25 protein-coding genes are annotated in these 21,050 nt (G+C 69.4%); 21 read left to right on the top strand and 4 right to left on the bottom strand.

What is annotated here, in order from left to right; all coding sequences use genetic code 11:
• The first annotated feature begins 1 nt into the window (after position 1).
• The 8 genes from BLR46_RS13195 (at position 2) to BLR46_RS13160 (ending at position 5,427) form a co-directional block, all read left to right on the top strand.
• Positions 2-769, top strand: a complete 768-nt coding sequence (locus tag BLR46_RS13195; protein WP_093253102.1) for a DUF881 domain-containing protein — start codon at positions 2-4, stop codon at positions 767-769.
• Positions 770-774: 5 nt separating this feature from the next.
• A complete protein-coding gene (locus tag BLR46_RS13190) occupies positions 775-1,107 on the top strand; it encodes a small basic family protein (protein WP_093253099.1) in 333 nt (110 codons plus the stop codon).
• Positions 1,100-1,834 (top strand): DUF881 domain-containing protein, encoded by a 735-nt coding sequence (locus BLR46_RS13185; RefSeq protein ID WP_093253096.1) that lies wholly within the window; start codon positions 1,100-1,102, stop codon positions 1,832-1,834. Before BLR46_RS13190 ends, BLR46_RS13185 begins: the two co-directional genes overlap by 8 nt.
• 53 nt (positions 1,835-1,887) lie before the next feature.
• Positions 1,888-2,373: an FHA domain-containing protein gene (locus tag BLR46_RS13180; protein ID WP_093253094.1), complete on the top strand. Its 486-nt coding sequence runs from the start codon at positions 1,888-1,890 to the stop codon at positions 2,371-2,373.
• 29 nt (positions 2,374-2,402) lie between these two features.
• Positions 2,403-3,068 carry a transcriptional regulator FtsR gene (gene ftsR, locus BLR46_RS13175; RefSeq protein WP_281230857.1) on the top strand — a complete coding sequence of 222 codons (666 nt, stop codon included), beginning with the start codon at positions 2,403-2,405 and terminating at the stop codon, positions 3,066-3,068.
• Positions 3,061-3,570 (top strand): bifunctional nuclease family protein, encoded by a 510-nt coding sequence (locus BLR46_RS13170; protein WP_176761779.1) that lies wholly within the window; start codon positions 3,061-3,063, stop codon positions 3,568-3,570. Before ftsR ends, BLR46_RS13170 begins: the two co-directional genes overlap by 8 nt.
• Positions 3,571-3,745: 175 nt before the next feature.
• Complete coding sequence (locus BLR46_RS13165; RefSeq protein WP_245701727.1) at positions 3,746-4,276, top strand: MerR family transcriptional regulator; 531 nt, start codon at positions 3,746-3,748, stop codon at positions 4,274-4,276.
• A 32-nt stretch (positions 4,277-4,308) separates the two neighbouring features.
• Positions 4,309-5,427, top strand: a complete 1,119-nt coding sequence (locus BLR46_RS13160; protein ID WP_093253083.1) for a YhjD/YihY/BrkB family envelope integrity protein — start codon at positions 4,309-4,311, stop codon at positions 5,425-5,427.
• Positions 5,428-5,488: 61 nt separating this feature from the next.
• On the opposite strand, the gene BLR46_RS13155 is transcribed toward BLR46_RS13160, so the two are convergent.
• Positions 5,489-6,709 carry a pyrophosphate--fructose-6-phosphate 1-phosphotransferase gene (locus BLR46_RS13155; protein WP_093253081.1) on the bottom strand — a complete coding sequence of 407 codons (1,221 nt, stop codon included), beginning with the start codon at positions 6,707-6,709 and terminating at the stop codon, positions 5,489-5,491.
• A 104-nt stretch (positions 6,710-6,813) separates the two neighbouring features.
• On the opposite strand from BLR46_RS13155, the gene BLR46_RS13150 reads away from it, so the two are divergent.
• From BLR46_RS13150 to BLR46_RS13140, 3 genes are read left to right on the top strand one after another with little or no spacing between them, the layout of a single operon-like run.
• A complete protein-coding gene (locus tag BLR46_RS13150; RefSeq protein ID WP_093253080.1) occupies positions 6,814-7,233 on the top strand; it encodes a pilus assembly protein TadG-related protein in 420 nt (139 codons plus the stop codon).
• Positions 7,234-7,243: 10 nt separating this feature from the next.
• Positions 7,244-8,128 carry an aldo/keto reductase gene (locus BLR46_RS13145; protein WP_093253078.1) on the top strand — a complete coding sequence of 295 codons (885 nt, stop codon included), beginning with the start codon at positions 7,244-7,246 and terminating at the stop codon, positions 8,126-8,128.
• Complete coding sequence (locus BLR46_RS13140) at positions 8,129-8,752, top strand: L-threonylcarbamoyladenylate synthase (RefSeq protein WP_093253077.1); 624 nt, start codon at positions 8,129-8,131, stop codon at positions 8,750-8,752.
• Here BLR46_RS13140 and BLR46_RS13135 read toward each other — a convergent pair.
• On the bottom strand, positions 8,749-9,315 hold the full coding sequence (locus BLR46_RS13135) for a DUF4870 domain-containing protein (RefSeq protein WP_093253074.1): 567 nt from the start codon (positions 9,313-9,315) through the stop codon (positions 8,749-8,751). The genes BLR46_RS13140 and BLR46_RS13135 overlap by 4 nt on opposite strands.
• Positions 9,316-9,376: 61 nt before the next feature.
• Between BLR46_RS13135 and BLR46_RS13130 the strand changes: the two genes are divergently transcribed.
• The 3 genes from BLR46_RS13130 (at position 9,377) to BLR46_RS14925 (ending at position 12,373) form a co-directional block, all read left to right on the top strand.
• Positions 9,377-10,864, top strand: a complete 1,488-nt coding sequence (locus tag BLR46_RS13130) for a DUF1846 domain-containing protein (RefSeq protein ID WP_093253073.1) — start codon at positions 9,377-9,379, stop codon at positions 10,862-10,864.
• Positions 10,865-10,944: 80 nt separating this feature from the next.
• On the top strand, positions 10,945-12,099 hold the full coding sequence (locus BLR46_RS15630; protein WP_093253070.1) for a GmrSD restriction endonuclease domain-containing protein: 1,155 nt from the start codon (positions 10,945-10,947) through the stop codon (positions 12,097-12,099).
• Between the two features lie 58 nt (positions 12,100-12,157).
• Complete coding sequence (locus BLR46_RS14925) at positions 12,158-12,373, top strand: hypothetical protein (protein ID WP_143008305.1); 216 nt, start codon at positions 12,158-12,160, stop codon at positions 12,371-12,373.
• 360 nt (positions 12,374-12,733) lie between these two features.
• On the opposite strand, the gene BLR46_RS15135 is transcribed toward BLR46_RS14925, so the two are convergent.
• On the bottom strand, positions 12,734-12,904 hold the full coding sequence (locus tag BLR46_RS15135; protein ID WP_176761778.1) for a hypothetical protein: 171 nt from the start codon (positions 12,902-12,904) through the stop codon (positions 12,734-12,736).
• Positions 12,905-13,037: 133 nt separating this feature from the next.
• Here BLR46_RS15135 and BLR46_RS13120 point away from each other — a divergent pair, with 133 nt between their 5' ends.
• From BLR46_RS13120 to BLR46_RS13110, 3 genes are all read left to right on the top strand, one after another.
• Positions 13,038-14,042: an alpha/beta hydrolase gene (locus BLR46_RS13120; protein ID WP_093253068.1), complete on the top strand. Its 1,005-nt coding sequence runs from the start codon at positions 13,038-13,040 to the stop codon at positions 14,040-14,042.
• On the top strand, positions 14,039-15,457 hold the full coding sequence (locus BLR46_RS13115; protein ID WP_093253065.1) for a condensation domain-containing protein: 1,419 nt from the start codon (positions 14,039-14,041) through the stop codon (positions 15,455-15,457). The genes BLR46_RS13120 and BLR46_RS13115 overlap by 4 nt, the downstream gene beginning before the upstream one ends.
• A gap of 62 nt (positions 15,458-15,519) precedes the next feature.
• Positions 15,520-16,125 carry a DUF6320 domain-containing protein gene (locus BLR46_RS13110; protein ID WP_093253063.1) on the top strand — a complete coding sequence of 202 codons (606 nt, stop codon included), beginning with the start codon at positions 15,520-15,522 and terminating at the stop codon, positions 16,123-16,125.
• A gap of 3 nt (positions 16,126-16,128) precedes the next feature.
• Here the strand turns inward: BLR46_RS13110 and BLR46_RS13105 are convergent, their stop codons facing one another.
• A complete protein-coding gene (locus BLR46_RS13105) occupies positions 16,129-16,593 on the bottom strand; it encodes a GNAT family N-acetyltransferase (protein WP_093253060.1) in 465 nt (154 codons plus the stop codon).
• A gap of 192 nt (positions 16,594-16,785) precedes the next feature.
• Between BLR46_RS13105 and BLR46_RS15130 the strand changes: the two genes are divergently transcribed.
• The 4 genes from BLR46_RS15130 (at position 16,786) to BLR46_RS13080 (ending at position 20,962) form a co-directional block, all read left to right on the top strand.
• Complete coding sequence (locus BLR46_RS15130) at positions 16,786-18,021, top strand: hypothetical protein (protein ID WP_176761770.1); 1,236 nt, start codon at positions 16,786-16,788, stop codon at positions 18,019-18,021.
• A 23-nt stretch (positions 18,022-18,044) separates the two neighbouring features.
• Positions 18,045-18,659: a class I SAM-dependent DNA methyltransferase gene (locus tag BLR46_RS13090; RefSeq protein WP_093253052.1), complete on the top strand. Its 615-nt coding sequence runs from the start codon at positions 18,045-18,047 to the stop codon at positions 18,657-18,659.
• Positions 18,660-18,847: 188 nt separating this feature from the next.
• Positions 18,848-20,035 carry an AAA family ATPase gene (locus BLR46_RS13085; RefSeq protein WP_176761777.1) on the top strand — a complete coding sequence of 396 codons (1,188 nt, stop codon included), beginning with the start codon at positions 18,848-18,850 and terminating at the stop codon, positions 20,033-20,035.
• Positions 20,036-20,293: 258 nt separating this feature from the next.
• Complete coding sequence (locus BLR46_RS13080) at positions 20,294-20,962, top strand: hypothetical protein (RefSeq protein WP_093253048.1); 669 nt, start codon at positions 20,294-20,296, stop codon at positions 20,960-20,962.
• The last annotated feature ends 88 nt before the right edge of the window (positions 20,963-21,050 follow it).

Here is a 21,050-nt window from a genome sequence, read left to right as displayed (position 1 = left end):
GGTGCGGCGCCCCGACGAGTCCATGAGCCTCCTCAGGAACCTCACCGAGGGGGCGCTGGAGCCGGAGTACCGGACCACGCGGGCCCCGCGGCGGACCGGCTGGGTGACGCTCGTGTCCATAGCGCTCGTGGTGTCCCTCCTGACGTACGCGCTGATCCAGACGTTCGCCACGCGCGACGTCCAGGCCGCCGAGCGGGCCCAGCTGCTCGAACAGATCGCCGAGGCCCGCGAGCGCCAGTCGTTGGTCGCCCAGGACCTCGCCGCCCTCGAGAGCGAGGTCGGCGACCTCACGTCGCGGTTCCTTCCGGACGAGGAGGGCCGTCGCGCGCTGGCCGAGGCGGAGCTGCTGTCCGGCGCCGTGCCCGTGGAGGGCCCCGGTGTCGTCGTGGTCGCCGACGATGCGCCCGACGCCACCGACTCCCAGGGCCACGTGCTGGACTCGGACCTGAACTACCTGGTCAACGGGCTGTTCGAGGCCGGGGCGGAGGCCGTCGCCGTCAACGGCCACCGGGTGACCACCCTCACGCCGATCCGCTCCGCGGGCGCCGCGATCACCGTCGACTACGTCTCCCTGAGCGCCCCCTACGTCGTCGAGGCCATCGGCGACCCCGACCTGCTGCCGGCACGCTTCGCCAACACCCGCGCCGCCGCGTGGTGGCAGTACCTGCGGCTGAACTACGGTCTTACACTCGAACTCACACCGTCCGACGACGACCTCACCCTCCCGGCGGACCCCGGGATGGGTCTCCGCTACGCAGAAGGGGGCTGACCGCCATGTTCGCTGTTCTCGGGTTGGTGGCGGGCATCGTCCTGGGGTTGCTGCTCCAGCCGACGCTGCCCCCGGTGCTCGCACCGTACTTCCCGATCGCGATCGTGGCCGCGCTGGACGCCATCCTGGGTGCCACCCGGGCGTACCTCGAGGGCAACTTCAGCGACCGGGTCTTCCTGGTCAGCTTCCTGTCGAACGTCTTCATCGCGGGGTTCATCGTCTTCGTGGGTGACCTCATCGGCGTGGGCTCGCAGCTCTCCACCGGCGTCGTCGTGGTCCTCGGCATCCGCATCTTCACCAACGCCGCCGCGGTCCGGAGGGCGATCCTGCATGCCTGAGAAGCCCCACCGCTCGCCAGGGAAGGTGCTCGCGGACTTCCTGCGTCCCAGCAAGGGCCAGTTGATCGCCGGCATCGCGCTCTTCCTCACCGCGCTGCTCATCACGTGGACGCTCCGTTCGCAGGCGCAGCAGCCCGAGTTCGCGACGGCGCGGCAGGCGGACCTCGTCCAGTTGCTGGACAGCGTCACGGGGCAGAGCCGACGCCTCGAGCAGGACCTGCGCGAGCTGGAGGAGACCCGTGACGAACTCCTGAGCGGCGCCGACCGGGCCGAGGCGGCGCGTGCGGACGCGGAGCGGCGGTTGGAGCAACTCCAGATCATCGCGGGCACGGTCCCCGCGGAGGGGCCCGGTGTCCGGATCACCATCGAGGATCCCGACGGGAACCTCACGTCCGAACTGATGCTCAACGCCATCGAGGAACTCCGCGACGCCGGCGCGGAGGTCATCGAGCTGAACGACACCGTGCGGGTGGTGATGCGCACCGCGTTCACCACCGATGACCAGGGGCGTCTCGTGGCCGGGGGTGAGGTGCTCGAGGCGCCGTACGCCATCGACGCCATCGGCGACCCGGCGACGCTGGAGGCGGGCGCCAGGTTCCGCGGGGGCCTCGTCAGCGAGGTGGAGGGCACCCGCGTCGGGGGCACGGTGACCATCGTCCAGGAGGACGAAATAAAAATCGACGCCACTGTGACCCCATCGGGCAACGAGTTTGCCCGTCCTCGATAGAGTGGGCCCAGCGATAGGGTTCATCCCTTGGGTTCGTGAGGAAAGGGACTTCGATGAGGTGCTCCAAGTGCGGGACCGAAAGCAGCGAGTCGGCGAAGTTCTGCAGCAACTGCGGAGCGCCACTCGACCGGACGGGTGACACCACATCCACCTTCGCGGTCGTCGACGACACCACGGAGTTCCAGGCCCTGCCGAAGGTGAGCACCGAGGCGAGCCACGGCCTCGCCCCGGGCAACGCGCTGCTGATGGTGCGCCTCGGCACCGGCGACGCCTCCCGCTTCCTGATCGACAGCGACGTCACCACCGTCGGCCGGCACCCCGAGTCCGACATCTTCCTAGACGACATCACCGTCTCCCGGCACCACGCGAAATTCGTCCGCGTCGGCGGCGCCCTCTACCTCGAGGACCTCGGCAGCCTCAACGGCACCTACATCAACCGCACCCTCATCGACGGGCGCGCGCAGATCCGGGCCGGCGACGAGATCCAGATCGGCAAGTATCGGGCGACGATCGCGCTGGGTGACCCCGGGGCCGCCTAATGGCACCAGGCGCGCGCACGATCGGCCGCGTGCTGGAGATGATCCGGGCGGAGTTCCCCGACATTTCCGTTTCCAAGCTGCGGTACCTGGAGGCGGAGGGACTGATTTCCCCGGATCGCCAACAGCCGTCGGGCTATCGGCGGTTCAGTGAGCGGGACGTCGAGCGACTCCTCTACGTGCTCCGCGCCCAGCGGGACCGATACCTGCCGCTGAAGGTCATCCGTGAGGAACTCGAGGCGATCGACCGCGGCGAGGATCCCGTGACGGTGCAGGAGGCCCCACCCGCCGAGCAGGCCCAGCCCGAGCCGCGGCCTGGCCCGTCCCGCAACGGCCAACCCGCCCAGCCCGGCAAGCTGCTCACCCGACGCCAAGTCCTGCAGGAGTCGGCGCTCGGCGAGGCCTCGTTCATCCACCTCGAGCGTCTGCGCCTGGTGGCCCCCCGCCATGGCTCCCAGCTGTACGGGCGTGAGGCCGTCGCCGTCGCCACGGCCGCGAAGCGCCTGGCGAACTACGGCATGGACCTTCGGCAACTCAAGGTGATCCAGCAGGCGGCGATCGCGGAGGCGGCCCTGGTGGAACAGGTGCTGGAGCCCTTCCGGCGCCGAAACGGGGCACCGGCCGACACCGTCGCCGACGTGTACCGTGTTGTACTACAGGCCCACGCCGCTCTACTGCATGGACAGATCAATGGATGACTCACACCCTTACGACCGCGGGATGGTCGACCTCGAGGTACTCGGAATCCGGGTCCTCGGAGGCGAGGACTCGCCCGTGCTGCTGCTGAACGAGAGCGGTGGCCACCGCCTGCTGCCGATCTGGATCGGACACGTCGAGGCGGCGGCGATCGCGCTCCAACTGACCGACGACCAGGCCATCGAGCGCCCGCTCACCCACGACCTCCTCGCCGAGGTGATCCACGAGTTCGCCGGCGAGGCCACGGGCCGCGCCATCATCACCGAGATGGACGAGGGCATCTTCAAGGCCCGGATCCGGGTGCTGGACCTCGACGTCGACGCCCGGCCCAGCGACGCCGTCGCGCTGGCGCTCAAGCTCGGCTGGTCCGTCCAGTGCCCGCGCGCGCTCATGGATCAAGTTGGGGTTGAGGTTGACGAGCTGCCCAGCGACGAGGTCGACGAGTTCCGCGCGTTCCTCGACTCAGTCAACGCCGACGACTTCTCTGAAGAGGAAAACGGCTAGTCAGCGCCACTTCATAATCCAGGCCCCGTGCCGGGGAAATCCCGCCCGAAAGGGTTAGACTGGTCACAGGCCGATCACGGGGGGTGGCCCGTCGGCGTGTCCGGGGATGGAACCTCGGCGGCGACGGATAGCGTTCCCCACAGGTCGTGACGGAAAAGAGGAGATCGTGGCAGAGATGCAGGACACCTTGTTCGACGGTGATTACTCGCCGCTGCCCAGCGATCAGGGATTCCGCGGCCCCGTCGCCCACCGCGTCGCCGGCATCACCTATCGCCAGCTCGACTACTGGGCCCGCACCGGACTCGTCGTCCCCTCCATCCGCAATGCCGAGGGCTCCGGCTCCCAGCGCCTCTACTCGTTCCGCGACATCCTGCTCCTGAGGGTCGTGAAGCGGTTCCTCGACGTGGGCATCTCCCTGCAGCAGATCCGTGTCGCGATCGACCACCTCCGTTCCCGCGGCGTCGAGGACGTCAGCGAGGTGACGCTGGTCAGCGACGGGTTCAGCGTCTTCGAGGTCACCAACGCCAACGAACTGTTCGACCTCTCCAAGGGCGGCCAGGGCATGTTCATGATCTCGGTCAGCTCCGTCTGGAAGGAGATCGAGGGCACGCTGATGACGCTCCCCACCGAGCGCGCCGACGGTCCGGACGCCCCCGAGCACCCCGGGGACGAGCTCGCGGCACGGCGCCGCGCCCGCGCGGTCTAGTCAGCGATCCCCGGGGCGACTAGGGTCGGAGCGTGAAAGCCACGCTCGACAAGGTCCTCAAGTGGCCGCCGATCGCGCACCTGCTCGCGGCCAACACCCGCTTCAACGTGCGGTTGGGTCCCCAGTTCGCCGGCGCCGTCACCTACTTCTCGGTGCTCTCCCTGGTTCCCATCCTCATGTTCTCCTTCGCGATGCTGGGGATGACGCTCACCGTGCTGCGGCCGGACATGCTGGCCAGCGTGCAGCGGGAGATCACCGAGCTCCTCAGCGGAGGCACCGGCGACCTGGGGGAGCAAGTGGCCGGCGTCGTCGAGAACGCCCTCAACAACTGGCGCGGCATCGGCATCTTCGCGCTCCTGACCGCCGCCTACTCCGGTTCGGGATGGGTCGGCAACCTCAAGAAGGCCGTGCGGATGATCTGGCGCGAGGTGCCGATCGACGAGGAGCGCAAGGTCAACCCTGTGCTCAACATCGCCTCCAACATCGTCATCTTCCTCGGCCTGCTGGTCGCCCTGCTCCTGGGTATCGCCGTGGCGCAGGGCGGCTCGAGCGCCTCCCGGCTGGTGGTCGACTGGCTCGGGATGGGCGACGTGCCCGGCATCGGGCTGATGCTCCGGCTCGCCAGCATCGTGATGACGTTCCTCGCGAGCTGGGTCCTGATGGGATTCCTGTTCCTCGTGCTGCCGGACGAGCGCGCGAGGTGGCGAACATGGCTCGTCGGGGTCACGATCGGGGCGGTGGGGCTCACGATCCTGCAGCAGCTGGCGGGCACCCTGATGGGACTATTCGCCGGCAACGCCGCGGCCGCGCTGTTCGGCCCCGTGATCATCGCGATGCTGCTGATGAACCTGCTCGCCACCATCGTGCTCATGACCGCCGCCTGGATCGGTGTCGACACCACCACCCAGGGCGACGTGGCCACCGCGCACAACCTCGCCGCGGAGGTCGCCGCCGCGAGGTCGGCGGAACTGCTGGCGTACGCCAGGGAGCTGGAGCCGGGTCCCGCGATGGTCCGGCAGGAGGTCGCCGAACGCGGCGTGCGCGCCGGGCTCGGGGTGGGCTACGGCGTCGGCGCCGCGACGGGCGTGGGCCTGGGGGCCGTCGTCGCGGCGACGGTGGCGCTCGTCGCCAGGCTTCTGGGCCGCCGCTGAGACCGGCAACCACAAAGGAGGCGCACCCCGATGGGGATGCGCCTCCGCGGTGGGTCCTGCCTCAGTGGGCCTGCGCCGGGGCGGGCACCTCCTGGCCGATGGAGGTCAGCATGTCGGTGTACCACTCCTGGGTGATGTCGAACGCCTTGCCGCCCTTGATGCGGTCGAAGGCGATCGCGGACAGCACGTCGCCGTTCTCCTCGTCGTGGCCGATCACGCCCGGCTCACCGCGCAGGGCGGACTCGACGGCGAGGTCGGTGCACTGCTTGATCAGGGCGAGGTCGGCCTCGTTGGCGGCGGCGGAGCGGGAGTAGTAGCCGGACTTCTGGATCATGACCTTCTCGGCACCCAGCTTGTCGGCGAACTTCGAGCCGAACCAGGCACCCGGGTTGATCTTGTCCAGCTTCACGTGGCCGAACGGATCCCTCGGGACCTCCTCGCCGGCCGCCTCCATCTCGGCGACGATCGAGTCCAGGCCCGCGCCCTCCGACAGGAAGATGGTGACGTTGCCCACCTCGTCCATGACCTTGTTGAGACGCTCGGACTCCTTGGCGATGTCGATGACGCCCTCGGGGACGTACACGCCGTGCACGTCCCACGCCTCGCGGGAGAGGCCGATCTCCGGCAGCCACTCCTGCGTGTCGAGCCACTCGCGGTACTTCTGCGCGGTGGCGGCCGTGAGCCAGCCGCAGTGGCGGCCCATGACCTCGTGCACGATCAGCATGCGCGAGCCGGAGTTGTGCTCGGCGACCACGTTCTGCGCGAAGCGGGCGCCCATCTCGGCGGCCGTCCAGGCCCCGAGGGACTGCTTGATCGGGATCACGTCGTTGTCGATGGTCTTCGGGAGGCCGACGACGGTGAGGCCGTAGTCGTGCTCGGCCAGGAAGGCCGCGAGGTCGGCGGCGGTGGTGTTGGTGTCGTCGCCGCCGATGGTGTGCAGCACGTCGACGCCGTCGGCCTCCAGGCGGTCGGCCGCCACCTTCAGCGGGTCGTCGCCCTCCTTCACGAGACCCCGCTTGACGAGGTTCTTCGCGTTGGTGAGCTTGACGCGCGAGTTGCCGATCGGAGAACCTCCGAACCGGTGCAGCAGGCTCGCGTTGGCGCGGACCTTCTCGTCGACGACGATGTAGTCGCCCGTCAGCAGGCCCTGGTAGCCGTGCTTGTAGGCGATGATCTCCACCTCAGGGGCGAGCTCGGTGTAGCGCTCGATCAAACCGCCGATCGCGGATGAGAGGCACGGCGCGAACCCACCGGCGGTGAGAATGGCGACCTTCTTGACCATGAAGAGTCCTTTCGTTCGAACTGCGCTGCCAAGCCTATTCCAACTTCTCCACAGCGTGCCGCGCGGGTCAGCCGTTGGCCCTTCCGGTTGCGAGGATGGGCGGCATGCGCGGACAACGTGGACAGGCGCCGGCAATCGAGGCGGCCGTGATCATCCCCGGCCTGGTGCTGCTCGTGGGCCTGGTGGTGGTGCTCGCCCAGGTGTCGTTGGCCCGGCAGGAGCTGCGTGCCGTCGCGGGCTCCGCGGCCCGCGCGGCGGCGCTGGAGCGCACGCCGGCCGCGGGGGAGCGGGCTGCGGGCGACATCGTCGAGGCGGGACTGGAAAGCGAGCGCCTCCGGTGCCTGCGGCACTCGTCAGCCATGGACATGGCCGGCCTCGCCGCCCCGCTCGGTGTCGAAGCAGAGGTCCGGGTCACGCTCCGCTGCGAGCTGTCGCTCCGCGACGTGACGCTGCCGTTCGTACCGGGAGGAGTAGAACTGACGGCGGAGGGCTTTTCCCCTGTCGATCGCTACCGTGCAAGGTAAGCTCCCGCACATGGTCAGTGAGCGCAGAATCGGACAGTTCCAGGTGTCGCCGATCGGGTTCGGCGCGATGCCCGTCTCCACCGGCCCGGGCCAGGGCAGACCCGTCGAGGACCCGGTCGCGACGGTGCACGCCGCCCTGGACGCAGGCATCACCCTGATCGACACGGCGGACATCTACGCACCCAGCTGGGACCAGATGGGCCACAACGAGCGCATCGTCGCGGAGGCGCTCCGCCGCTACGACGGCGACACCAACGACATCGTCGTGTGCACGAAGGCGGGCATCACCCGCGCCGAGGGCGAGCGCTGGGGCCGCAACGGCACCCCGGACTACCTGCGTGAGCGCGCCGAGCGCGCGCTCGAAGCGCTGGAGGTCGAGCAGCTGGACCTGTTGTACCTCCATCGTCCGGACCGTTCCCTCGCGTACGCCGAATCCATCGAGGGGCTGGCGACGCTCCAGTCCTACGGCATCATCAACGAGATCGGCATCTCGAACGCGAGCGTCGAGGAGATCGAGGTGGCGCTCGACGTGTTGGGGGAGGGCGGCCTCGCCGCCGTGCAGAACGAGTTCTCCCCTTGGTTCCACCACACCAGCAGGCAGGAGCTCGAGTTCTGCGGTGAGCACGGCATCGCGTTCGTCCCCTACTCGCCGGTGGGCGGCATGCGCAGGGCCACGGCTCCGCTCGACGAGAAGTTCCGCAGCATCCACCGCGCCTCGGAGGAGCTCGGGATCAGCACCCACCGCGTGATCCTCGCCTGGGAGCTGTCGCTGGGCGACCACGTCATCCCGATCCCCGGCGCCACCCGGCCGGAGTCCATCACCGACTCCGCCCGCGCCATGACGGACGAGATCCCCGAGGAACTCCTCGCGGCCATCAACAAGGAGGTGTTCTGAGTGGCACGGTACTACGACGTCCACCCGGTGAACCCGCAGCCTCGCTCCATCGCCCAGGTCGGCCAGATCATCAGGGACGGGGGGCTGGTGGCGTACCCGACAGACTCGTGCTTCGCCCTTGGCGCGGCGCTCGGCAACACGGCGGGCATCCAGCGCATCAAGCAGATACGGCAACTCGACGACAAGCACCACTTCACGCTCGTGGTGGACGACTTCGCGAAGCTCGGCCAGTACGTCGAGATGGACAACTGGGTGTTCCGGATGGTGAAGGCGTCGACCCCCGGGCCCTACACGTTCATCCTGAAGGCCACCCGCGAGGTGCCCAAGGCGATGCAGCACCCGAAGAAGCGCACCGTCGGGGTCCGCATCCCCAGTCACCCCACCGCGCACGCCCTGCTCGCCGAACTCGACGGCCCCATGCTCAGCTCGACGCTGCTGCTGCCCGGCCGCGAGGACCCCCTTGTCGAGGGCTGGGAGGTCAAGGAGTTGTTGGACCACCAGCTCGACGCGGTGCTGGACTCCGGCGACTGCGGCGTGGAGCCGACGACCGTCGTCGACCTGACGGGTGACGAGCCGGTCATCGCCCGCGTGGGTGCGGGCGACCCGTCGCCGTTCGAGCTCTAGTCGCGGGTGAAGGGGATGGCGCCCTTGTAGCGCATCTCCTGGCCCTCCAGATACTTGGTGGGGCCCTGGATGGCGCCGAGGATGGCGAACACGAAGTAGACGGCCGTGGCGATGCCGAACATCGCACCGAGCCAGCCGGAGAACATCGACGCGCCCCCCGCGATGAGCAGACGGGTCAGCGCCATGTTGAACGTCTCCTTCAAGTGCTTGTCGTAGAGGGGCTGCTTGCCCTTCTCAACGAAGAAGAAGATGAGGCCGGCGATGGGGAAGAAGGCCGAGAGCCAGGCGTTCAGGCGCAGCATGGTCACGTGGCGCTGCCGGTCCGGCGGCGGTGCGTTGTACCCGTAGCGCTGCGGCAGGTGACGCCCCGCGAACGGGTTGTACGGGTCCGATCCGTAGCTCGTGCCGTAGATGGGATCCTGCCGCGGCTGCTGCTGGCGGGGGTCCGCGTAGCGGCCACCCGCGAACGGGTTCTGCGGTCCGGTCACCGGCTGGGGACCCCAGTCCGGTTCGGAACCGCCGGTGGCTCCGTAGGGGTCGTTGTCGTATGGGTTGTTGGTCATGCGTCCCTCCGCCTAGTGACCCCTCCATGATACGCGGACGATCCGGGGGTAGGCTGCACGGGTGCAGCAAGGGTTTGATCGCGCGAAGTACCTGGCCATGCAGTCCGAACACATCGCCGCGAGGCGGGCGCAGTTCGGTGGAAAGCTCTACCTGGAGTTCGGCGGCAAGCTGTTCGACGACATGCACGCCTCCCGCGTGCTGCCGGGGTTCACGCCGGACAACAAGATCGCCATGCTGGAGACGCTCCGCGACGACGTGGAGGTCATCGTCGTGGTGAGCGCCAAGGACCTCGCCGGCAACAAGCACCGCGCGGACCACGGCATACCGTACGAGTCCGATGTACTACGGCTGATCGACGGTTTCCGGGGGCGGGACCTCCACGTGGGCAGCGTCGTGATCACCCAGGCCACCGAGGACAACGCCCAGGCCCGGGCGTTCCGTCGCAAGCTCGAGCGGCTGGGGCTGCGGGTGTACCGGCACTACCCGATCAAGGGTTACCCGAGCGACGTCCGGCACATCGTCAGCGACGCCGGGTTCGGCAAGAACGACTACATCGAGACCGAGCGCGACCTCGTCGTCATCACCGCCCCGGGCCCCGGCAGCGGGAAGATGGCCACCTGCCTGTCGCAGCTCTACCACGACCACCAGCGCGGGCTCCGGTCCGGCTACGCCAAGTACGAGACGTTCCCGATCTGGAACCTGCCGCTGGACCACCCGGTGAACATCGCCTACGAGGCTGCGACGGCGGACCTGGACGACGTGAACATGATCGACCCCTACCACCTCGCGGCGTACGGCGAGCAGGTCGTCAACTACAACCGCGACGTCGAGGTGTTCCCCGTCCTCAACCAGTTGTTCGAGACGCTGATCGGGAAGTCGCCGTACAAGTCGCCCACCGACATGGGCGTCAACATGGCGGGCTTCTGCATCAGCGACGACGAGGTGTGCCGCCGGGCGTCGCAGCAGGAGGTCATCCGTCGCTGGTACAAGGCGGCCGTCCACGAGCGGGCCGAGATGCTGGAGCCGCACGCCTCCGAGCGCATCGCCCTGCTGATGAGCCAGCTGGGCATCGCACTGGAGGACCGGCCCGTGGTGGTGCCTGCCAACAACGTGGCCCGCCGCACGAAGGCGCCGGCTGCGGCGATCGAGCTCCCGGACGGGCGGGTCGTGACGGGCAAGACGTCCGCGCTGCTCGGTGCCTCGTCCGCGATGCTGATCAACGCGCTCAAGGTGCTGGCGGGCATCGATGACGAGATCCAGCTCCTGTCGCCGGAGTCGATCGAGCCGATCCAGCAGCTGAAGACCGGCATCCTCGGCAGCCAGAATCCCCGGCTCCACACCGACGAGGTGCTCATCGCGCTCGCGGTGAGCGCGAACGCCGACGACAACGCCCGCCGGGCACTCGACCAGCTGCGGCACCTGCGCGGCTGTGACGTCCACACGACGGTGATCCTCGGATCCGTGGACGAGGGCATCTTCCGACAGCTGGGCATCCAGGTCACCTCCGAGCCCGTGTACCAGACGAACAAGCTCTACCGGAAGCGGTAAGCCTTTGCCGACCCTGCGGGCTGGCCTCCGATAGCTACTGCCATGATGGCCGGGAACACGGCGTGCTGGAGGGAGCGGGGATGCGACGAGCGCAGCCAAGCACGTGGCTGGCAGGTGCAGCCGCCGCCGCGATCGCGCTGACGGCCTGCGCGTCACCGGACGCGGTGCCGGCGGCCCATCCGCCGCCCCCGAGCCCCGAGGTCGTGACCGCCACCGCCACGGCGACGGCCACCGTCACGGTGACTGCCGCCCCGGACGGCGAGGAGTCGACATCGGATGCGGCGACCTCCGCGTCGCCGACTTCGGTCGCCTCCCCGTCCTCCAACGGCTCGGCGGGGGAGGGGCGCCTCGCGGCTGGCGTCCTGGCGCAGCTGCCCGTCAAGGGGCGCGCGCCGAAGACCGGGTACGACCGGGCAATGTTCGGCCAGCGCTGGGCGGACACCGACCGCAACGGCTGCGACACCCGCAACGACATCCTGGGCCGCGACCTCACCGGCGTGACGTTCAAGCCCGGCACCCGGGGCTGCGTGGTGCTGAGCGGCACCCTCGCCCCGGACCCGTTCACTGGAGCCACGATCGGATTCGTGCGCGGCAACGACACGTCCAACGCCGTCCAGATCGACCACGTGGTCGCCCTCTCCGACGCCTGGCAGAAGGGCGCCCAGCAGCTCGACGAAGGCACCAGGACGCTGTTCGCGAACGACCCCCTCAACCTGCTCGCCGTCGACGGCCCCGCCAACGCGCAGAAGGGCGACGGGGACGCCGCCACTTGGCTGCCGCCCAACAAGCCCTTCCGTTGCGAGTACGTCGCCCTGCAGGTGGCGGTGAAGCACCGGTACCGGCTCTGGCTGACGCAACCCGAGCACGACGCGATCGCGCGGGTGCTCGAGAGCTGCCCCGGCCAGCGGCTGCCCGGCGACGCATCCCGCTCGCCCTCTCCTGCGCCCCCGTCGGCGGTGCCGACCTCGGCGGCTCCTGCACCGGCCAAGTCGATTCCCGCGAAGGTGGTCGCGCCCTCTGTCACAGCGCGGCCACCGACTGCCGCACCCGACGCGCCCGCGCCCGTCACCGAGGCCCCCGCGCCGGTGCAGGCCGTCGCGCCGCCGCCCGTCGAGGACGTCCACTACAAGAACTGCACCGCGGCCCGGGACGCAGGCGCGGCTCCCGTTCTGGCCGGGCAGCCTGGATACGGGAAGCATCTCGACCGCGACGGCGACGGCATCGGCTGCGAGTAGGTGAACCTCCCGCCGCATTTCCGTCGCGGCTGGTCGGGCGGCGTGCAAAGCTGGGCCCATGAGTACCCAGGATTGGAACCGTACGCCGGGAGCCGGCGAAGAAGTGGACGCGCGCCAGGTCGAGGACGCGCACGTGAGGAAGTCCGAGGAGGACGCCAACCGCACCAACCCGGAAGTCGATCACGACCCGGAGTCGGAGCGCGTCTCCGAGGAAGAGGTGGAGTCCTTCAAGACCTGGGAGAAGGACGAGCAGGAGAACCCCCGCTCGTACTGATCTCGCCCAGACACGAGGTGCGGCCGGTCGCTTGACGCGACCGGCCGCACTTGTTGTGGTTGGAGGACTTCACGGGCGCCGGGCGCCGGTGGAGGTCCTAGTCGTCTTCGCCCTCGGCTTGCGAGGGGCGGTTGGTGTGTGGATCACGGGAGAAGTCATAGGCCTCGTCCCGTCGGTCCGACACATCGTCGGGCAGATCGTCCGGTTCCCCTTCCGCCTGCGACGGGCGGACCGGGTTGGGGTCCGGGTGACTTCGTGCACCTTGCGTCATCTGACCTCCTATCCACCACCGTCCAACGGTGGTCCAGGAAGTTCAAGCCTAGCTCGCAGGAGGCCCCAAAACGCAGGAACCGCGGTCAACTACTGAGGGCGGTCCGGATCCTCGCCCTCGGCCTGGGACGGCCGGTTGCTCTGGGGATCGTCGGACGTGGTGTCCGGCTCGAGGACGGAGTCGGTGCCCTCGTGCGCGTCCCCCTCGGCCTGTGATGGGCGCGTCGGGTCCGGGTCCGGATGGTTCTCGTGCTCGGTCATGATGCTCCTCTCGGTCCACCGGAGGCCCTGCGGCCCGCCGGGGCGGCCAGCCTAGTCGGGCGGCAGACCATGCGAGGCGGTTCGCCTTCGAGCAGTGCCGCTCCCGCCGCCGGCCAGGCCGTAAGGTTGCGGCATGGGAGCAACGGCACGTGAGGCGCACCCGCCCGTGAACCCGCTGATGCGGGCGATCCTGGGCCTCTTCGCCGCGCCCCGGATCAACATGCGGGAGGACTACGAGAAGGTCCGTCGCGCCCAGCGGGCGCTGTCCTGGGTGCCCCGGGATCCGGAGCGGATCTTCGACCAGTCGGTCACCGCGCACGGCGGGCACCAGATCCCGTTGCGCATCTTCCTGCCGCGGACCGCCAGCCGCAAGGGCGTGCTGCTGTTCTTCCACGGCGGGGGTTGGACCATCGGCGACATCGACACGTACGCGGGAACCTGCCGCACCATGGCCGACCTGACCGGCCAGGTCGTGTGCTCGGTCGACTACCGCCTCGCGCCCGAACACCCGTACCCGGCGGGCCTGGAGGACTGCCTCGAGGTGGCGGAGACGATCCTCGGCCACCCGGAGCTCGCCGAGGTCGACGGGCCGGAGGACATCACGCTGATCGGCGACTCGGCGGGCGGGAACCTCGCCGCGGCCGTCACGTTGGCGCTGCGGGCGCGGGGGAGTGCGCTGCCGGCGGCCCAGATCCTGCTCTACCCGGTCACGCAGTGGGACCACGACCCGCGGACCTCGCCGTTCCCGTCCGTGGCCGAGTACGGCACCGGTCTGCGGTTGACGGCTGCGGAGGTGAGCGACTACGTCGCGATGTACCAGCCGGACCCGGAGCTGCGGTCGTCGCCGCTCGTCTCGCCGCTGCTCGCCGACGACCTGTCCGGGTTGCCGCGCACGCTCATCCTCACGGCGGAGTACGACCTCCTCCGCGACGAGGGCGAGGCCTTCGGCGCGGCACTCCGGGCCGCCGGCACCCCCGTCCGGGTCGAGCGCGTCGACGGGGCGCTCCACGGCTTCATCGCGCTGCCGCGGATCTCCCGCCATGTCGGGACCGCGTACGACGTGATCAACGACTTCCTCGACGGCGGCATGACGCAGACCCGGGAGCTCGGCAGCCCGTCGGCAGGCACTCGGCGATGAGGCTGGGGGCTGCGGCGGCACGTCGGCCCTGGGTCAGACTCGACAACGCCGCCAACATCTTCCTCGCGGCCCGCAGCGACGTGGACAGCAAGGTCTTCCGCCTCGCCGCCGAGCTCGACGAGGAGGTGGACCCGGCGACGCTGCAGGAGGCGCTCGACCGCGTATTCGCCCAGTACCCGCTGTTCCAGGCGGTGCTCAGGCAGGGAGTGTTCTGGTACTACCTGCAGCAGTCCGAACTGCGGCCGGTCGTCGCCGAGGAACAGGGCCCGCCGGTCCAGCACCTCTACCACCACGAGCGCCACGAACTGCTCTTCCGCGTGCTGTACCGGGGTCGGCGGGTGTCGCTCGAGGTCTTCCACGCGCTCACCGACGGGACGGGGGCGTTGTGGTTCTTCGAGGACCTGCTCACCGAGTACGTCGGGCTCCGGCACGTCGACGAGTTCCGCGCCGCCGCCAGCGACGTGAAACAGGGGTTCACCGTCGACGCCTTCACGCACTGGTTCCGGAGCGGCTCGGGCTCGGTGCCGTTCGAGGAGGACGCCACGGCCGCCGTCGAGTCGCGGACCACGGAGCTGCCCCCCGAGGCCGAGGCTCCGGCCGGACGGGAGCAGCGGAGACGGCGTCACCGGCGGCGCGACGTCCTCCGCATCCGCGGCACCCACACCCCGGACCTGCGCACGCGGGTCGTCGAGCTCACGATGCCCGTGAAACCGGTGCTGGCGCTGGCGCGGACGGAGGGGGTCTCCCTCACCATCTACCTGCTGGCCGTGTTCTTCGAGGCGATCCGCGCGACCCGGCTGCCGGCGGGGACGACACGGACGATCACGTGCTCGGTGCCGGTCAACCTCCGGCAGTTCTTCCCGACCGAATCGGGGCGCAACTTCTTCGCCACCACCATGCTCGCGCACACCTACACCGGCGACGAGGAGGAGGACTCGGTGTCGGCGGTCTGCCGCGAGCTCGATCGCCAGTTCAAGCAGGTGCTCACCAAGGACGGGCTGGCGCGCAAGATCCGCCGGCTCGTGCGGTTCGAGCGCAACCCGGCGCTCCGCGTGGTCCCGCGGCCGCTGAAGGACCTGATCCTGGCGACGGTGAACTCGTGGGGCAATCAGGGGATCACGCTCGCGATCTCCAATCTCGGCAGGGTCGCCCTGCCCGAGCCGGTGGCGGTGCACGTCGGCCGGCTCTACCTGCAGGTGGCCGCGGTCCGCCCCCAGTTCGGGGCGGTCAGCCACGGGGACCTCCTCACGGTCTCGTTCACTGCGCCCTTCGTGGAGACCGACTACCAGGCGGCCTTCGTCCGCCACCTCACCGGCGCCGGGGTCCCCGTCGAGGTCAATGCGAGCCGCGTGACCGCCGGGGAACTGGCCGAAGTGGCCGGACCAAGAGCCGGCCGAGGGGAGGCTGGACGATGAGGCGTTGCGCCTCCTGCGGCGGTTCGATAGCGGGGGAGTGGACGCAGTGTCCGCTCTGCCGGGTGCGGCTCGAGGCCGGCCCGGACGAGGCGACGGGGACGCCCGAGGTCTTCCCGCCGGTGCCCCTGCGGTTCGACCGCCGGCAGCTGTGGGCGGCGGTCGTCGCGCTGTCCGTGCTGGTCGTCGTGGCGTCGTTCGCGGCGCAGTCCCTCGTGCCCGACCTCGTCGCCCCCGTGAGGACCGTGTGGCTGTCGGTGGCGGTGGTCTGGCTCGTGGTGGTCGCGGCCGTGCAGCGGCGTCGCAACGTCGGCAGCCTCGTCGGCTGGCTCGTGGTCCTGCTGTCGCTGGCCGCGGTGGCATGGAACGCGATCGACGGGCCGGCCTACTGGGCCACGACCTGGGTCATCCCCGCCATCTGCACGACGGCCAACCTCGCCCTTGGCGTCGTGGTCTGGATCATCCGGCAGGACCCGACGGAGCACCTCGCCAAGGCGGTGCTCGTCGCCCTGTTCGGCCTGGCGCCGGGCCTGTTCGTCCTGTTCGGCTGGGTGGTCACTCCGGTGCCCGCGCTGGTCTGCGTCGGGTTCAGCGTGCTCGTCCTCGTGTTGATGGTCGCCATCAGGCCGCGCCAGCTCGGTGCCGCGCTGCATCGTCGGCTGCACATCTGAGGCTCAGGGCCGGAGTGTCATACGGAAGTTGACGAGCTCCACGTCGCCGGCTCGGACGCGCTGCCGGGCCGTCACAAGGAATCCGTGGCGCTCGAAGAAGGGTCGCGCAGTGAGGCTGGCCTCGGTGGTCACCTCGTCCACGCCCGCTGCGGCGGCGTCCCGCAGCAGGCGGTGGAGCAGCGCGGTCGCCACCCCGCGCCGACCGTAAGCGGGGGCGACGTACAGCATCCCGATGTGCCCGGCGCCGTCGATGTCCGCGAACCCGGCCACGGCACCGTCGTACTCCGCGACGTAGGTGTGCGTGGCGACCCTCGCCGCGTGCCAGGTGTCCACGTCCCGGTCGTCGCGCCGTGCCCACGCCTCGACCTGCGCGGGGGAGTAGTCGGCGGCAGCGGTCACGGTGACAGCTTCCAGGAACACGGCCAGGGTGGGTGCCACGTCAGCGGCTACGTAGGGACGGATCTCCATGAATCCGGTGTAACACGAGGGACGGCCGTCATGCAGGCGCTATTGACAGGGGGAGTGGCCGGGTATAGACCTGAGCTACTTGGCCAGAGGGACGGGGGACCCATGGACGGCTCGGGTGGTCTGCGTGTGCGCGTCGAGAGACGGATCCGTGCGGGGAGAATCGTTGGGAGGCTTCGGTCCACCGTCTGGCTCGTGGTCGTCGCGCTGGTGGTGGCGGCCGGCGTCCAGTTCGCCCCGTCCGCGCATGCCGACGCGTTGTCGGCGCCGCCGATCCGCGGTCCCGTGAACCGCACCAGCACGACGATCAGCGTCGTGATCGACCGCGTCGCCGAGTCGATGGGCGTGTGCCAGCCGGACATCGGTTACGAGTTCAAGGGCGGCGCCTATGCCGACTGGTACGACCACGGCGGGTTCCCAAACGCCCCCTGCGACGACCCCGATCCAGGGTTCAAGTTCTCCGGCCTCGCTCCCGGCACCACCTACACATTGAGCGTGCGCGCGTACCGGATCGTCGACGGGGCCAAGACCGATTTCTCCCCGGCATCGAGCGTCACCGGCACGACGCTGGGCGATCCTGCGCCGTCTCCCAGTCCGTCACCGACTCCGTCGCCCTCGCCCTCGCCGTCACCGACGCCGACCGCGTCACCGACCCCGACCCCGACACCCGAGCCGACGACGAACCCGCAAGGCATCTCGGCACTATCGCTGACCGGTCCGACGAACCTGACCACCTCGTCGATCAGCGTGAAGCTGTACCGCTCGCCCGAGTCGGGTGGCGTGTGTCGGCCGGACATCGGCTACGAGTTCAGCAGCGGCGGTGCGTGGTCCGACGTTGGCGGCTTCAGCAGCGTGTGTGATCGGAACTACGCCGGTTACAAGTTCTCCGGCCTGGCGTCCGGCACCTCCTACACGCTCCGGGCGCGCGCCTACCGACTGGCCGAGGGAGTGAAGACCTATTCGCCGGAAGCCCAGCTCGTAGCGTCCACGTCCGGCGATCCGGCGCCCTCGCCGACGCCCAGCCCGAGCCCGACTCCGACGATCGAGCCGAGCCCGACTCCGACGATCGAGCCGAGCCCGACCCCGACCGTCGAGCCGAGCCCGACCCCGACCGTCGAGCCGAGCGGCATCTCGGCACCCGGTCTGACGGGACCCACGAACCGCACGTCCTCGACGATCAGCGTGAAGCTGTTCCGGTCGCCGGAGTCCGGTGGGGTGTGCCAACCCGACATCGGCTACGAGTTCAGCAGCGGTGGTGCCTGGGTGGACGCAGGGGGCTTCACGAGCGTCTGCGACCGCAACTATGCCGGCTACAAGTTCTCGGGCCTGGCGCCCTCGACCGTGTATGTCCTGCAGGCACGCGCGTATCGGCTCGTCGGGGGAGTCAAGACCTACTCGACTGTGGCGGAGCTCGTCGCGTCCACGTTGTAGGGGCGAGCACCTAGGATTTCCGCATGCACAATCACTTCGACGAGCAGGCCGCCACGTGGGACGAGGACCAGTCCAAGGTCGACCGTGCGCGCACCGTGGCCGAGGCGCTGGTCGGCGCCGTCCCGCTGCGGGGCGACGAACGCCTCCTCGAGTACGGCGCGGGGACCGGGCTCGTGGCGCAGGCGCTGGCGGACACCGTCGGCACGATCACCCTGGCGGACTCGTCCGCCGGGATGCGCGAGGCGATGGCCAAGAAGATCGGCGCCGGGGTACTGCCGTCGACCGCCCGCATCTGGGATCTCGACCTCACCTCCGACGACGTGCCCCGGGAGCGCTTCGACGTGATCGTCAGCAGTCTCGTACTGCACCACATCAAGGACCTGCCCCGGGTGCTCGCGGGGTTCCATGAGCTACTTGAGAGAGGCGGCCACGTTGCGATCGCCGACCTCGACCAGGAGGACGGCTCCTTCCACGAGCACGTGCACGACTTCGACGGACACAACGGCTTCGATCGCGCGCAACTGCAATCCGACTTGCTGGCAGCGGGGTTCGAGAACGTGCGCTTCGCCGAGGCGGGTGAAGTGCAGAAGGAGGGCCGGGCGTTCGGGCTCTTCCTGGCCACCGCTGTGAAGCCCTGAAGCCCAGACGGCGGCGGCCGGCCTACTATCGGTGCAGTCCGTTATGAACCGAAGGGTTCTCTAACCAACTATCCGAGGAGAGGCGGCGCAGCCCTATTTGCCGTGAGCGGTGTCTGAGCTCGAGGAAGACGGACCGACCACGCTATACGCTGTTAGATATGGAGCCGAATCTAACATCGTCTAGCGGCGTGCTGAAGAGCCCTTACACGCCAGGGGCGGGAATCAGGCCCCGCGCGCTGGCGGGCCGATCCGCCCTCCTTGAGGATGCCCGGGGCGCGCTCAGCGGCGTCAGGATGTCGGGGGAGCCCGCCTCACCGATCACGGTGTTCACCGGTTCCCGTGGACTGGGCAAGACGGTGCTGCTGCACGCCATCCGGGAGCAGGCCGAGCAGGCCGGGTTCGCCGCCGCGCACATCGCGCTGGACAAGTCCCCGCACGCCCTGCAGCGCATCGCCCAGCAGGTCGGACGAGCCGTCGCCGGCGCTGCGGGGAGCAAGACGATGTGGGAGCGGATCGGGGAGCGGCTCGCCCAGTTCTCCGTGGAGCTCTCCGCCGCCGGCATGGTGAAGCTCGCCTCCAGTTGGCGCGCCGACGACGCCCCACCCTCGGTGGTGCGCGACCAGCTTGCCGAGGTCGTGGTGGAGGCCGCCGACCTGGCCCGCGCCCACTCAGGTGCCGGACTGCTGCTGACGCTAGACGAGATCCAGGACTGCCCGAGCGGCCAGCTTGCCGGCATCGCGCACCTGATTCAGGACGCTGGTGCCGAGGAGGCCCCGCTGGCCGTGTTCATCGCCGGCCTGGCCCACACCCCGGAGACCCTGATGGCGGCTGCCTCGTTCACCGAACGCTTCCACTACGTCGAGCTGGAGCGCCTCGACCCGGGTGCGGCGCACCTGGCCCTGGTCAACCCCGCCGCGGAAGCCGGCGTGACTTGGGCGCCGGACGCGGCACGACTGGTCCTCGACGAGGCCGCCGGCTCCCCGTACTTGATCCAGCTGCTTGGTCACACCACCTGGCAAGCGGCCGCACCCATCGGCCCGAGCCGACTCGAACCCGAGCATGCCCGCACCGGCCTGGAGCAGGCGCAGAGGACCCTCAACCAAGGCTTGTTCCGCGGGCGCTGGTTGCTGGCCAGCCCTGGCGAGCGGGAGTTCCTCGCGGCGGTGGCGGGCTGCCTGACCGGAGACCAGGCGGCTGCGATGAATGAGGTGGCGGCCCTGCTGGGCAAGACCACCAAGCAGCTCAGCACCGTGCGGCAGCGGCTGATCGACAAGGGTATGGTCGAAGGACGCGGGCACAACCGGATCGGGTTCACGATGCCCGGCTTCGAGCGGTTCGTCTTGCAGCAGGACCCCGATGCGGGGACCACGCAGTGAGCGGGCACGACGGGTTTGCTGCGGCAGTTCATGGATCCGCGGCCGCCGCGATGGGGGATCGTGTACCCGGCACCAAAGTGCGCGGCCTTCGCTACGTCCCGACGCAGCAGGGTCCTCGTGAGATGACATAATGCCGCTTATCGGACTTATATGAGGTAGCCGCATCTGGTCGACCTGTGGCCACTACCATCCGACGGCGGTCAGACGTAGCCTCTCTCCATGGGGGGAAGTTCAATACGGTGGCCAGTGGCTGCCGTCATGATCCTCGCGGGTGCCGTGCTCCATGCGGTGGCCGTGTTGATCGTATGGCGTCCCTGCGCGACGGAGATGTTGAACGGCAGTATCCTCATCGGCTTCCATTACTACCGGGACTTCTCTGCGGCCTGCGCCGTGGCCATGGACACGGCACCCATATATCCGTTGCCGGCCCCGGGCGACGCTTCCGCCTCTGGTTACCTCGCCGTTGCTGCCGCAACGCTGTTCGCGCTCTCGTGGTTGGTGATCCTGCCGGCGCTGGAGGCCGATTGGTGGGTCAGTGTGCTGACGACCGCGCCCGCTGTGCTCATTCTGACCATGCTGACCCAATTGCTCGTGCTGTCGCTCGATGCTGGCGCGACCGGCACGCTCTACCCGACGCCGTGGCTGCCGCTCGTGGCGGAGCTTGCCGTGCCGGTCGCCCTCTTGATCCTGGGCTACGCCCACGTCCCGCGAGCGCTGCTGGTGAGGGCGGGAATCGTCGCCCTCACTGCGACGGCGCCAGGTCTCATGCATCTCTTCGGCGTCTACTTCTTGGCGGTCTTGGCGAGCGACGCCAACTGGGACACACCTCCCGGTACCGGCTTGGTCGTGTCGACGCTGAGCATCGCCGCCGCGGTCGGCGTCTTGGTGCTCTGGCGGGACGGCCGCGCGAAGTCGCACGCGAAGTAGGAGTGCTCCCCCGAGGGCACCCGAGCGCAGCGCGCGGGCGGACTCAGCGAATTGCCTAGTCAGCGCTCATTGAGCGTTCTTCTTAAGT

Source organism: Tessaracoccus oleiagri (assembly GCF_900103275.1).
Taxonomy (GTDB): Bacteria; Actinomycetota; Actinomycetes; order Propionibacteriales; family Propionibacteriaceae; genus Arachnia; species Arachnia oleiagri.
The sequence above is the reverse complement of the archived record's forward strand: the minus strand, read 5'-3'. Positions and strand labels throughout refer to the sequence as shown.